Source organism: Nocardia sp. NPDC050435, assembly GCF_040655395.1.
Classification (GTDB): domain Bacteria; phylum Actinomycetota; class Actinomycetes; order Mycobacteriales; family Mycobacteriaceae; genus Nocardia.
In genome coordinates, this window is the sequence record NZ_JBFAJW010000009.1 from 466,808 (window position 1) to 478,465 (window position 11,658).

Consider the following 11,658-nt stretch of genomic DNA (forward strand, 5'->3'; position numbering starts at 1 on the left):
CTTCGTCTTTCACGAAAGGCCGTGACCCCATGCCCTTGCTCACAGTGGTCGACGAGCAATGCGAGAACTGCTCCGATCCCACACCCGAGGCCGAACTCACCGCCACCGCCGAGGGCCAGCAGGTATGCGAGCAATGCCTGTCGCGCTTGTCGGAATGCTCGGACTGTCACCTGCACACCCGCGAGATCACCGCCATCCTCGACGGTCCCGACGTGTGCGAAGACTGCGCCTTCAACTACGACACCTGCGATGACTGCCAGACCCGCACCAGCGAAAGCTTCCCCGTCGATGACGAGGAACGGGTTTGCGAAACCTGCCTCGACCAGGACTATCGCGACTGCCTGGAATGCTCGACCATGATCCGCTGGGACCGGCGCTATTGCTTGACCTGCGAATCGATCTACTGCCACGACGCGGTCCGCGACTCCCACTACACCCCCACCCCGATCTTCCACGGCACCGGACCGCTCTACCTCGGCCTCGAGCTCGAATTACGCACGCCGAGCGACGCTTTCGGCGCCGCGGCCGAGTCCTCGGTCAGTCACCTGGGTGGCCTCGGCTACCTCAAGGAAGACGGGTCGATCACCAGCGGATGCGGCTTCGAGCTGGTCACCCACCCGATGTCGTATGAGTACGCACGCGCCCATTTCCCGTGGCGGCTGCTGCCGCGATTGCAGCAACTCGGTGCCTACACCGACGACGAGGTCGGGATCCACGTCCACGTCTCCCGCGACGGCTTCACCTCTCCAGCGCACGTATACCGGTGGTTGAAATTCATCTACCGCAACGAAAACGGCGTCACGACCCTAGCGCGCCGCATTTCCACCCGCTGGGCCCAGTTCTCCCCGACCACCCGCAAACAGATCGGCGGCATCGCCAAAGGCGAGGACTACTACAGCCACCGGTACCAGGCCGTCAACACCAACCCGACGCACACCTTCGAACTGCGGGTCTTCGCCAGCTCGCTGGAACCCCAGCAAGTGCAGGCCGCCCTGGCTTTCGCCGACGCCTCGGTCGAATACACCCGCACTCTGACCGCCGCCCGGATCACCCGCCAGGGCGGCTGGCAATGGGACGCCTTCGTCACGTGGCTGGCCACCCGCCCCGACTACGCGCCGCTGCTGCCCGAACTCACCGATCTGGAGGCCCTCGAATGTGCTTGCTGAGTTTCCTCAAACCGGGCATCACCCCCGACCTCGACGCGTTGGCCATCGGGGCCGAGGCCAACCCGCACGGGCACGGCTACGCCATCCTGACCGACGAGACCATCCTGGTCGGGCGCGGCATGGACGCCGCCACGGTGCTCAAGGAGTTCGCGCAGGTGCGTCGCGCCCACCCGGGCGGGCCAGCGCTGTTCCACTCCCGCTTCGCCACCCACGGGATCCGCGATATCGACAACTGCCACCCCTTCGCCCTGGGCGGTGACCCGCGAACAGTGCTGGCCCACAACGGGATGCTGCCGGCCAACGTCACTCCGGCCGCGGGTGACTGGCGTTCGGACACCCGTGTCGCCGCCGAGGACTTCCTGCCCACGCTGCCGTTCGGGTCGCTGGATTCCTGGCAGGGGCGCGAACAGCTCGAAAAGTGGCTCGGCGGGGACAAACTCATCATCTTGACCCGCGACCCCGCCTACAAGCATCCCGCCTACATCTTCAACGAACGCCACGGACACTGGGACGCCGAGGGCCGCTGGTACTCCAACCACAGCTACCTGACCCCGCGCTACTACAGCTACCCACCCAGGCACGGTGACGACGACGAAGGCGGCTACTGCGGCGAATGCGGCTACCCGATCGATCACGAGGGCACCCACTGCTCCTGGTGTGCCTTCTGCTGGGCCTGCGAACTCGACGCCCCCAGCTGCGAATGCCCGGCTCCAGAGGGTGAAAGCCGCTACGCCGACCTACTCGACCTCGAAACCACCTGAACCCCGCCATGCCGCCCACGGCCACCAAGGCGTCTGTGCTGGCGCCTACTTCCCTGCGATCGGAGCACCTGCCGATGACCGTGTTCTCCCGACTCGATTTTCGCCGAGCGCTGGCCAGCGATCCGGTCGACACCGCCCTGCCCACCCGGCTGCACCAACTGCGCACGACCGGGCACCCGGTCACCCTCACCGCACGCGGCGGCCACACTCTCACCGGCGTGCGCATCGACGCGGTACGCCGACACCACGCCGTCCTCGCCGCCGGCGGTGGGACCGTGCTGATGCCGCTGGCGTTCATCGAAACCGCCACTCCCCAACCGGGTCGGCGTCTGGGGTGGTGGTGAACCCGATGCGCGCCGAAGTGGTCCGCTACCTCACCGCCGTGGGACTCGACCCGGCCTACCAGGGGTATCTGCCCGAGCACGAGCGGCCGCGCGGCCCGATCCTGATCGTCGGTCACCACGCCGCCTTCGCCCGCAACCCGCGACCCGGCACCGCCCTCGCCGGTTTTCCGGGCACCACCGAGCTGACCGAAACCCGTTATCCGGCCATGGGTTTGGTGCGTGTCGAGCAAGCCATCGAGCGCCGGGTCGTGGCGCCCGACGGCACGAGCAGCGTGCGGTGGGAAGAGGCCGTGTTCCCTGGCCTGCCCACCGGGATCCTGTGGCAGCTGCTCCCCGCCGAACGCGACCCCGCCACCGGACGCTGGGTGATCGCGGCCGGGACGTGGGCCGCGGGAGCGCGCCGCGGCCTGCTGCCGGCGGCTGTGCGCGCACTGGTACCCGGGGCACCCGAGGTGGTGGCCCTCTACGACCACAACCCCCACACCGGACGCGGGTGGCCGAGCTGATCACCAGCAGTGCCGATCTCGCCCGATGGATCGCCGCGCAACTGCCCGGCCCCGATGATCCCGACACCCCGTGGTGCACCGACCCCGATCCCGCGCCGGACGCTCCCACCGCGCTCGTCCGGATCAGCGTCGCCGTCACCGACGCCCACCGGCCCACACCCGGTTCACCCTCACCCGAGGACAGGGGTGAAGCCGATCGCAGTGCCGAACAACGACAGTGAGGTATCCATGACCGATCCCGCCAACAACCCCGCGCCCAAAGCCGGGATTCCGGCACGGCTGCACGCCAGCCCGCTCTCGGCGGGCATGGTCGTGCCGTTCGTGACCCTCGCCCACACCGACCGCACCCGCCCGATCTGGGGCAAGCTCGATCCCGACCGCGTGCAGAAAGCCTTCAAAGACAGGCTGTGCCAGATCTGCGGGGACCCGCTCGGCGATCCGTTCGTGGTGTACATCCGCCCCTATGATTTCCGCACCGGTGTGGCTGTCGAGGCGGGGCTGCATCCCGAATGCGGGCAGTATTCGACGGCGGTCTGCCCCATGCTGGCCGGTGCCATGGACCGCCACAACCCCAACCCGCTCACCGAATTTCGCCGCTGTGACGATCCGGCGTGCACCTGCGCGCTGTGGCGAGCGGCAGAGCGCGACGCGGGCGACCCCGTGCGAGAGGGCACACCCGCCGAAGCCTGGTACGAAGCCTCGATCAGCCTGGCCGACTACAAGATCGTCACCAATCCCAGCGACCAGCACGACGCCCCCGCGGTCGGGATCAGCTTGCGCCCACCGACCAGGATCGGGCGACTCCGCAAGATCCGCGACGCCGCCCCTGCCCCCGATAGCGAACGCCACATCGACCCGCTCGCCATGACGATGGCCGTACGCGAGTTCTTCGGGCTCGGCGAGCACCACTGAGCTTCCTCTGACCGACAACCCCACCGTGGGAGACCACCACGCAACACCTGATGTCGTTCGTGATTGCCTTCACCTTCGCCCTTGGGATCGGGGTGCTGGTAGAGCGATTCGTGCGGATAGTGCGGCCACGTCTGGCGAATCGTTCCCGGCAGCGATTCGAATTGCTGGTCGCGATGATCACGGCGGGCACCGCAACGATGGTGTTGTACCTCGCTACCGCGCTGCCCGACTGCCAACACCGCTCGCTCGAGCCGGTGGCGGCAGCACGCCGCTAGATGCCTCTGACACTTCCTCTTCAGAAGGAGATACCTACGTGGACAACGAATTCGATCGCCAACCCGCCGCGGGTGACGAGGCGTGCCTGTTCTGTCGCCCGGACGACCCCACCCAGAATCGGGTGCTCGCCCGGCGCGGTTCGATGTATGCCCGCTGGGACAACTTCCCCGCCGCGCGTGGGCATGTCGAGATCGTGTCGCTGCGCCACGTCGAGTCCTATTTCGAGCTCACCGCCGACGAAGCCGCCGATGTGCACTACCTGGCCTGCCAGGTCAAAGCGCGACTCGACGCCGAGTTGCGGCCCGAGGGTTACACGATCGGGATCAACGACGGGCCCGCGGCCGGACAGAGCATCGCGCACGTGCACCTGCATCTGATTCCGCACTGGCACGGCGACGTCGCCGACCCGCGCGGCGGCATCCGCCAGATCCAGCCCGGCTGCGACCCCGACGCCTGGGCCGAACCCCAGTCAGCGCCGTGAGGACGCGGTGCCTGCGGACTAACACCGGTTTCCTTTCGAACTGACCGCCCGTCGTCGCTACGTCCTGGATGTCGAGGCGTGACCGCGCCGGCATCGATGTCGTATTCGCGCCGTCGACGACGGGAAACGCTGCGGCGCAGTTAAACTCGCGTCGGGGTCATCACGCACCGCCTCGGATTTTTCATCCGCAGTGTGCCGGGGCGTGATCGATGCCGCCCGCGCCGCTCCCAACCCCCTCCCCGGGATCGGCGTCGCGGCGCGGGGCGGGTACTCGCAACCCCTGCTCGGGTCCCGCCCTCCCCGAGGGCTGCCTGCCGGGTGAGGTACGTGGACCGCCCCCACTCGGCTGCCTTCTCAGAACAACTGATCCGGTGGCGGCCTCTGACGGCCTCTTCGCGCCTTGCGGTCGAGCACTGCCGCGATCTCGTCTTCGACCTGCTGGAGTTGGCGCTCCAGCATCACCCGATCTCGCCCGCGAGCACCGGCGAGGTCGGCGAGCAGCTCGTCACGGTCTTCCCGTAGTTCGGCGAGCTTGCTGTCGGTGATCTCGGCCCGTAACCGGTCGAGGTCCTCATCGGCCATCACCCGAACCTACCGCCGCGCTCGTGGCTGTCCACGCCGCGGCCCTGGCGCTGTGCTCGCACCGCTTCAGAACAGGAGTTCCCCTATGCCCGCTGCTGTGCCCAGCCCGGATCCGGTGGCCGTGATCACCGCCTTGCCAGAGACCCTCGGCTTCATCCCGCACCGGTCACTGGTGTTCGCCGTCATCGCCGCCGACGCGGCCAGTGGTGCACCGGGATTGGCCGGTGCGGCGCGCTTCGATATCGATATCGCCATCCACGGCCGTCTGGCCGGGCGCGAGATCGCGGTGACTCTCGAGCGGCTGTCCACGCGAGCACACGTGGCCGGGGTCGTCGCGGTGATTGTCGATGACCGGGTCTCGGCCACCTACGGCCGCGCCCGCGACCAACGTCGCCAGCGCCGCATGCTCGATCGGCTCCGCCGCGAGATGGCCGCAACCCCGGTCGCCGTGCTGGGCTGGTGGGCGGTCACCGAGATCACCGAAGGCGCACCGTACCGCGACCTCGACGACCCGCGTCGCCACGGACGGCTGCCCGCTCGCACTGCCGCCCGGCCGTCCTCGTCTGAAAACTCTCTCGAACCGGACCCCGCGCTGCACCGGCGAGTGCTGGCGGCGATGCCCGGCGCGATCGCCGCTGATCGTAGGCTGCGCGCCGGGACGGTCGAACCGAGTGGACGGATGCTCACCGCGCTGGTGCTGCGGGTGTTCGAACTGCTGCGCCGCTCCGCAGAGCACGAGCTCTCGCCGGATCAGCTGGCCGAACTCGCGGTCGGGCTGAGCTATCGGCAGGTGTCGGCGGTGATGCTGGCGCTGCCGCTGTATCCGTGCGCGCGGACCGCCGAGCGGATGTGGATGCTGCTGACCCGCACCCTGCCCGATCCGTATCGGACCGAACCCGCGGTCCTGCTGGGGTTTTCGCTCTACGCCCGCTCCGGATCCACTGCACTTGCCCGCCGGGCACTCGGCATCGCGATGACTACCGAGCCCGCCCATCGCCTGGCCCGCTCGATCTCCCGTGCTCTCGAGTCCCCGACACCGCAGCCACTCGTGCGCGGTGTCCTCTCCGACGGCATCGCCGCCGCGATCCGGCTCGGCATCGATCTCACCGCTCAAGCCAGCTTCCCGGAGGTGGAACCGTGACCAGCATCGACCGAACGCGCGCCCTGTGGGCGCTGCTGTCTCGCCGGGCCTCGAGTGACCCGGCCTCCTTTCTGTCGCTGATCCGGCGGCTGGGCGCTACCGACACCACCACGATCGTGCACAACTTCGTCGACGAACACGTCGGACAGCACCGGGCAGCTGCGTGGGAATGCGCTGTCCGTGATCTCGAACAAATCGAGCGTTTGGGTGGCCGGTTCGTGATTCCCGGCGACCCCGAATGGCCGGCCGACTTGCTGGCCGCCATGTCCGGGGTCGACGCCACTCCGGAGTCGATGAGGCCGGCGGGGCTGTGGGTGCGCGGGCGGGCGTTGAACGAGGTACTGCGACCGGCACTGGCCGTGGTCGGTGCCCGCGCGAGCAGCCCTTACGGCGAACAGGTCACCGCCGAGGTCGTGGCCGCCGCGACCAGCCGCGGGTGGACGATCCTGTCCGGTGGCGCCTACGGCGTCGACGTCGCCGCCCACCGCGCCGCCCTGGCCGCCGACGCGCCGACGGTGATCGTCGCCGCGCACGGGTTGGATCGCGCCTACCCGAATGAGCATCGTCAGATTTTCGAACAGGTGGCACAGACCGGGGCGCTGATCTCGGAGTATCCGCCGGGCGTCAGGCCCGTCAAGGCGAACTTCCTCGCCCGAAACAGGTTGATCGCCGCGCTCTCTGATGCGCTGGTGGTGGTCGAGGCCGGGTTGAGATCGGGCAGCACTGCCGCCGCCGCCCGCGCGTACCGCTTCGGGCGGCCGGTGTTCGCGGTGCCGGGACCGATCACCTCGACTACCTCACGCGGCTGTCACGAACTCATCGCGACCGGCCGCGCCCGATGCGTGGTCGGCACCGAGCAGCTCCTCGCAGAGCTGTCCTCCTCGGTCTCCGAACCCGCCTAGCAGTCAGACGAACTCCACGACAGCGCGACTACGCGCCAGCAGCTCCGACGCGCTCGACCACAGCCACATCACCTCGGCTGCGGTCGATTCCATCGCAGCCCCTTCGCAGAGAGGAACTTTCGCATGCCCCAAACCCGCCCGGTCCACACCATCGACCGCACCGAGTACGAGCGGCTCCAGCACAGCGGTCACGCCGGTTCGGTCGAGGTCGTTCAAGTCCCCGCGGTGCTCGAGCACTGGCGCGAGGCCAACCCGGATTGGTCCGGTGAGCACTGGGCCTTCACCGCCGACGAGCACGGCGTCTTGTTCCTTCACCCGCTCAACGTGACCCGTCGCCGCTCTTCCTGATACTCCGATCACCGTCACCGCGAGGCCGATGATCGCGTCGACACCCAAGACCGCCAGCTGCGGTCGCTCACCGCAATCGAGTTCGAGCTCAAACGTATGCCGGTGCTCATCAACCCCGCAGTACCGCTAACCCGGCGGGCACCCATCGTGCGTTTCCAACCGTCCACATCAATCAAGTCCAGTCAAGGGAGCCTGACATCTGATGAGTACCCGCGGATTTGTCGGTTTCGTGGTCGAAGACCGCGAAACGATCACCTTCAATCGTTGCGACAGCTACCCGGAGCGCCTCGGAGTCGAGGTCCTCGAATACCTCACCCAGATCACCGACTGGGACGAAATGCGCAGCGACGCAGCCTCGCTGGTCCATGTCGCCGACGACGATCCTCGCAACGAGGAAAAGTTCGACGCCTTCTGCGCACGCCACGGTTGGTGCCGCGGCGATTACACCGAGGTACCCAGCTGGTGTGACCTCCTGGGAGAAAACCTCCACGACCCCGCCGCCATCCTGACAGCCGGGTTTGCGGTGCATCACCCCGATTGGCCTGGATCGACCTGGTGTGACTGGGGGTATCTGATCAATCTCGATGTGGGCAAGCTGGAGGTCTACTCCGGGTCCAATCGCGATGCGTCCGGCGCTGGACGTTTCGATGGCCGAAATCGTGATGGGCATTTCCATTGGCCCGTTCAGCTGAGAACGAGTTGGAGCCTGCGCGAGCTTCCGGACGCGCAGACCTTCGTCGCGACCTTCCAGACGCGCAAGCCTTCGTAAGGCCCTCCAGCGAGCGGCACAACGCGGCGACGGTTGCCATCGCACCTGGCTGCCCTCCTCTTCCTGACACCCCGACCCGTTCTCTTCGATCAAGGAGTCTTCATGCCCGCCACCGCCACCGTCGCTGAAACCGACACCGACCGTGCCACCACCACATTGACCGTCGTTCCCGACGCCGTCGACACCGCCGACAACCTCGAGGACTCCCCGACCACCGGTGAGTCCACGAGCCTTCCGGCGGATCTGCCCGAGATCGGCGTCCAGTGGGTGCGTGTCACCGATGTCGTTCTGGCCGACAACGTCCGCAAGACCTTCGATTTGGCCGAGCACCCCGACCAGGTCGCCTCGATCAGGGAATTCGGGGTCCGCGACCCGATCAACGCCATCCGCGAGGCCGATGGTCGTATCGTCGCCTACGACGGCCAGCTGCGTCTGCTGATCGCGGCCGAGGTCGGCCTCGAGTACGTGCCGGTGTACTTCACCGCCGCCCCTGAGGGCGTCAGTGCCAACGAACGCGCGATCATCCGCACCCGCGATCAGATCATGTTCAACGACCGCCGGATCGGGCTCACCAAGGGTGACCGGGCCCGCGGCATCGCCGACATGCTCGACCTCGGCGCGACACCGACCCGGATCGCGCGCGAGCTGCAGATGAAACGCGACGAGGTCAAGACCGCCGCCAAGATCGGAGCCTCCCCGACCGCGCGCGCTCTGGCCGACGGCCACCAGTTCAGCTTCGATGAACTCGCGATCATCGGCCACTACGAAGCCCTCGGCGACACCGACGCCGTGCGGCGGTTGACCGCCAGCGGCGGCTACGGCTTCCGCTACGAGACTCAACGCATCGTCGACGAGCACGACGCGGCGCGCGCGACCCTGCGCGCGTCGCTGCCCTACGGGGCGCGTGGGTTCGGTGTCTTGACCGCCGAACCCGACACCAGCGGTGAAGACGCGCAGTTCCTGCCCGCCGAGCTGCTGGTCGACGCCGAAGGCGATCCGCTGACCGTCGAGGCGATCGATGCCGATCCGTCGCGGTATGTGGTGTATCTCGAACGTGAGGACGCCACCGATCTGGTGAACAAGGCGACCGGGGAGATCGTCGACCGCGACGCCGTGGACTGGAGCACCGAGGACGACGCCGAAGCCACCGCCGGGTCGGGGTTGCTGCACGTCGGCCAGGTCGAGGAACGCGAACGCTGGACCCCGCTGATCTACCTGCCCGCCCGGGCGCTGGCCGAGAGCGGCCTGCACCTGCAAGCACCCGCGCTCGACGAGGCCACCCAGATCGCCGCCGCGCTCGAGGCCCAGCGCGCCGCCGAAGAACGCGAACACGCTCGCCAGGCGCGGCGACGGGTGATCGAACTCAACAAGCGCGGCGATGCCGCCAACAAACGCCGCGAGGAGATCACCAAGGAATTCCTGGAGCGGCGCACCCCGCCGACCCAGGCCGCCAAGTTCGTCGCCGGCTCCATGGCTCGCGCCCTGGAGCCCAGGGAACTGCAAATCGTGTTGCGCTGGCTCGGGGTCGGCGGCAGCCGCGACAGCCTGCTTCAAGCGATCGAATCGGCGAGCGTGCAGCGGGCGTGGGTGATCGTGCTGGCGATGGCCATGGCCCCGCACGCGCTGGTGATCGGCAAGTCGCTGTGGCGTGACGCCGGCCCGGGCACCGCCCGATATCTGCGGTTCCTCGCCGAGGTCGCCGCCAGCAACGACTTCGCGCTGCTCGATGTCGAACAGGCCGCCGTCGGCGAGATCGACTACAACACCATCGACATCGCCGCCTGAGTGTCGTCTCCCCCACCCGCACAACAGTTTTCAGGAAGGACCGCCCGTGTCCGGCGATACCGTCATCACCGTCATCGGGAATCTCACCGCCGCGCCCGAACTCCGCTTCACCCCCGCGGGCGCGGCGGTGGCCAGCTTCACCGTCGCCTCCACCCCACGGGTATTCGACCGGGACGCCCGCGCCTGGAAAGACGGTCCCGCGCTGTACATGCGCTGCAACCTCTGGCGAGAGGCCGCCGAGAACCTCGCCGACACCGACCTGCCCAAAGGGGCGCGGGTGATCGTGTCCGGGCGGCTCAAGCAACGCTCCTACGAAACTCGTGAGGGCGAGAAGCGCACCGTGGTCGAGCTCGACGTCGACGAGGTCGGGCCGTCGCTGCGCTGGGCCACCGCGAAGGTGAACCGCACAACCGGGCGACCCAACACCGGCAACGGCGGTAACGGTTTCGGGCGTGTACCGGTCTCGGCGGCGGTCGCCGCGGTCGAGACCGAGACCGAGACGAGCGAGGGCCGCGAGCCGTGGGAAGTGCCGGTCTTCGCCGGACCCAACCCCTTCACCGACCGGCTCGCCAGCTGAGCGACCCGCTACCCCGCGTTCGGGGGGCTCGCCGTGCCCGTCGTGCCGAGCCCCCATTTCTGTCGAGCAGAGAACAGGTTGTGATGAACAGACTCCAGCTGTGGTTTCCGGTGCGCGAGATCGCACCTCTATCCGAGCACGCGATGAACGCCGCCGAGCATGCCAACCCTTTCACCGAACCGGGTCAGCATTGCCCGCCCGCACTGGTGCTCGCCCGCGACGACGGGATCTATCTGTTCAGCAACGGCTACCCACGCCAAGTCGCCCCGGATCTCGCCGTGCCGTACCGGGGTATCCGGCACGTGCGCGCGGCCTCGGTGGACTACCACCCCGACGAGAGCGGGTACGGCGACGACTTCGCCGACTATCTCGACCTCACCCAGGAGACCGAACGCGACCGTGTGCCGCTGCATCGACTCATCCGCACCTACGCCCGCATCGATGCCTGGATGACCCTGTCGGTATCGCCCCGCGGAATCGTCGTCGGCTTCCAGCAATCCGGGCCCGACACCGAATCGGCCCGAAACCCGAAGGGATCCTTGTGAGCAACGTCGTCGACCTGTGGTTCTCCCTGCCCGAGGTCCTTCCCTTGTCACGCCATGCGATGGACGCCGAGGAGAACAGAATCTTCATCGATGACCCCGACGCGATGACCGTCCCGGTCGAGCCGACGTTGCTGCTGGTCGTCGCCGACGGGGCGTATCTGATTTCGACTGGCTGGCCGCGCCTTCCCGCCGACCCCGATCAGCCGGCGGCGGGCAGTCTCCGCGTCTACGCCCACAGCTTCGGGCCAGGCAGCCAAGCCGCACTGGCCTCAACACCGCTCTGCGGCCAGCCCTTCGTGGAGCACCTGGTCCTCACCGACACCTCCGACGGGCACGACGGCACCGACGACATCGCGCTCCATCACGAGATCAGCAAGTACGCCGAACTCGATGGCTGGATGGTGCTCACCTTCCGCCGCGACGGGTTCGAGATCTCCTATCGGCGCGACAACCCGAACCAGGTTCTCCAACAACGGGGTTAGGTGCGGGGGCGGGGTGCTGGGCTGGGGTGGGCCCAGCCGCTCGAGGGCTGCCAGGCCATCACCCGCCACGCCACGGGCCCG

17 protein-coding genes are annotated in these 11,658 nt (G+C 68.0%); 16 read left to right on the forward strand and 1 reads right to left on the reverse strand.

Annotation, left to right across the window (positions count from 1 at the left end):
• The first annotated feature begins 29 nt into the window (after positions 1–29).
• The 8 genes from AB0I43_RS28155 (at position 30) to AB0I43_RS28190 (ending at position 4,446) form a co-directional block, all read left to right on the forward strand.
• Positions 30–1,166, forward strand: coding sequence for a hypothetical protein (locus AB0I43_RS28155; protein WP_357432860.1), 1,137 nt, complete (start codon positions 30–32; stop codon positions 1,164–1,166).
• Positions 1,154–1,927 (forward strand): hypothetical protein, encoded by a 774-nt coding sequence (locus AB0I43_RS28160; RefSeq protein WP_357432861.1) that lies wholly within the window; start codon positions 1,154–1,156, stop codon positions 1,925–1,927. The genes AB0I43_RS28155 and AB0I43_RS28160 overlap by 13 nt, the downstream gene beginning before the upstream one ends.
• A gap of 74 nt (positions 1,928–2,001) precedes the next feature.
• Positions 2,002–2,271 (forward strand): hypothetical protein, encoded by a 270-nt coding sequence (locus tag AB0I43_RS28165; protein WP_357432862.1) that lies wholly within the window; start codon positions 2,002–2,004, stop codon positions 2,269–2,271.
• A 5-nt stretch (positions 2,272–2,276) separates the two neighbouring features.
• Positions 2,277–2,777, forward strand: a complete 501-nt coding sequence (locus tag AB0I43_RS28170) for a hypothetical protein (RefSeq protein ID WP_357432863.1) — start codon at positions 2,277–2,279, stop codon at positions 2,775–2,777.
• Positions 2,765–2,998 carry a hypothetical protein gene (locus AB0I43_RS28175; protein ID WP_357432864.1) on the forward strand — a complete coding sequence of 78 codons (234 nt, stop codon included), beginning with the start codon at positions 2,765–2,767 and terminating at the stop codon, positions 2,996–2,998. Before AB0I43_RS28170 ends, AB0I43_RS28175 begins: the two co-directional genes overlap by 13 nt.
• A gap of 7 nt (positions 2,999–3,005) precedes the next feature.
• Positions 3,006–3,689 carry a hypothetical protein gene (locus AB0I43_RS28180; protein ID WP_357432865.1) on the forward strand — a complete coding sequence of 228 codons (684 nt, stop codon included), beginning with the start codon at positions 3,006–3,008 and terminating at the stop codon, positions 3,687–3,689.
• Positions 3,690–3,748: 59 nt separating this feature from the next.
• A complete protein-coding gene (locus AB0I43_RS28185; RefSeq protein ID WP_357432866.1) occupies positions 3,749–3,964 on the forward strand; it encodes a hypothetical protein in 216 nt (71 codons plus the stop codon).
• Between the two features lie 38 nt (positions 3,965–4,002).
• Complete coding sequence (locus AB0I43_RS28190) at positions 4,003–4,446, forward strand: HIT domain-containing protein (protein ID WP_357432867.1); 444 nt, start codon at positions 4,003–4,005, stop codon at positions 4,444–4,446.
• A 354-nt stretch (positions 4,447–4,800) separates the two neighbouring features.
• On the opposite strand, the gene AB0I43_RS28195 is transcribed toward AB0I43_RS28190, so the two are convergent.
• Positions 4,801–5,028 carry a hypothetical protein gene (locus tag AB0I43_RS28195; protein WP_357432868.1) on the reverse strand — a complete coding sequence of 76 codons (228 nt, stop codon included), beginning with the start codon at positions 5,026–5,028 and terminating at the stop codon, positions 4,801–4,803.
• A gap of 85 nt (positions 5,029–5,113) precedes the next feature.
• Between AB0I43_RS28195 and AB0I43_RS28200 the strand changes: the two genes are divergently transcribed.
• The 8 genes from AB0I43_RS28200 to AB0I43_RS28235 all read left to right on the forward strand — a co-directional run bounded on the left by AB0I43_RS28200 (position 5,114) and on the right by AB0I43_RS28235 (position 11,577).
• Positions 5,114–6,169, forward strand: a complete 1,056-nt coding sequence (locus AB0I43_RS28200; RefSeq protein ID WP_357432869.1) for a DUF4192 domain-containing protein — start codon at positions 5,114–5,116, stop codon at positions 6,167–6,169.
• Positions 6,166–7,071, forward strand: coding sequence for a DNA-processing protein DprA (gene dprA, locus AB0I43_RS28205; protein ID WP_357432870.1), 906 nt, complete (start codon positions 6,166–6,168; stop codon positions 7,069–7,071). The genes AB0I43_RS28200 and dprA overlap by 4 nt, the downstream gene beginning before the upstream one ends.
• 123 nt (positions 7,072–7,194) lie before the next feature.
• Entirely contained in the window at positions 7,195–7,419 is a 225-nt protein-coding gene (locus tag AB0I43_RS28210) for a hypothetical protein (RefSeq protein WP_357432871.1), read from the forward strand.
• 202 nt (positions 7,420–7,621) lie between these two features.
• Positions 7,622–8,188, forward strand: coding sequence for a hypothetical protein (locus AB0I43_RS28215; RefSeq protein WP_357432872.1), 567 nt, complete (start codon positions 7,622–7,624; stop codon positions 8,186–8,188).
• 102 nt (positions 8,189–8,290) lie between these two features.
• Positions 8,291–9,973: a ParB N-terminal domain-containing protein gene (locus tag AB0I43_RS28220; RefSeq protein WP_357432873.1), complete on the forward strand. Its 1,683-nt coding sequence runs from the start codon at positions 8,291–8,293 to the stop codon at positions 9,971–9,973.
• 46 nt (positions 9,974–10,019) lie between these two features.
• Positions 10,020–10,550, forward strand: a complete 531-nt coding sequence (locus AB0I43_RS28225; protein ID WP_357432874.1) for a single-stranded DNA-binding protein — start codon at positions 10,020–10,022, stop codon at positions 10,548–10,550.
• Positions 10,551–10,633: 83 nt separating this feature from the next.
• On the forward strand, positions 10,634–11,095 hold the full coding sequence (locus tag AB0I43_RS28230) for a hypothetical protein (protein WP_357432875.1): 462 nt from the start codon (positions 10,634–10,636) through the stop codon (positions 11,093–11,095).
• On the forward strand, positions 11,092–11,577 hold the full coding sequence (locus AB0I43_RS28235) for a hypothetical protein (RefSeq protein ID WP_357432876.1): 486 nt from the start codon (positions 11,092–11,094) through the stop codon (positions 11,575–11,577). Before AB0I43_RS28230 ends, AB0I43_RS28235 begins: the two co-directional genes overlap by 4 nt.
• Positions 11,578–11,658: the final 81 nt, after the last annotated feature.

What these genes read in the sequence shown, in the direction of transcription:
- AB0I43_RS28155 (WP_357432860.1), top strand. Translation starts at nt 30, where the DNA reads ATGCCCTTGCTCACAGTGGTCGACGAGCAATGCGAGAACTGCTCCGAT.
- AB0I43_RS28160 (WP_357432861.1), top strand. Translation starts at nt 1,154, where the DNA reads ATGTGCTTGCTGAGTTTCCTCAAACCGGGCATCACCCCCGACCTCGAC.
- AB0I43_RS28165 (WP_357432862.1), top strand. Translation starts at nt 2,002, where the DNA reads ATGACCGTGTTCTCCCGACTCGATTTTCGCCGAGCGCTGGCCAGCGAT.
- AB0I43_RS28170 (WP_357432863.1), top strand. Translation starts at nt 2,277, where the DNA reads ATGCGCGCCGAAGTGGTCCGCTACCTCACCGCCGTGGGACTCGACCCG.
- AB0I43_RS28180 (WP_357432865.1), top strand. Translation starts at nt 3,006, where the DNA reads ATGACCGATCCCGCCAACAACCCCGCGCCCAAAGCCGGGATTCCGGCA.
- AB0I43_RS28195 (WP_357432868.1), bottom strand. Translation starts at nt 5,028, where the DNA reads ATGGCCGATGAGGACCTCGACCGGTTACGGGCCGAGATCACCGACAGC.
- AB0I43_RS28200 (WP_357432869.1), top strand. Translation starts at nt 5,114, where the DNA reads ATGCCCGCTGCTGTGCCCAGCCCGGATCCGGTGGCCGTGATCACCGCC.
- AB0I43_RS28210 (WP_357432871.1), top strand. Translation starts at nt 7,195, where the DNA reads ATGCCCCAAACCCGCCCGGTCCACACCATCGACCGCACCGAGTACGAG.
- AB0I43_RS28215 (WP_357432872.1), top strand. Translation starts at nt 7,622, where the DNA reads ATGAGTACCCGCGGATTTGTCGGTTTCGTGGTCGAAGACCGCGAAACG.
- AB0I43_RS28220 (WP_357432873.1), top strand. Translation starts at nt 8,291, where the DNA reads ATGCCCGCCACCGCCACCGTCGCTGAAACCGACACCGACCGTGCCACC.
- AB0I43_RS28230 (WP_357432875.1), top strand. Translation starts at nt 10,634, where the DNA reads ATGAACAGACTCCAGCTGTGGTTTCCGGTGCGCGAGATCGCACCTCTA.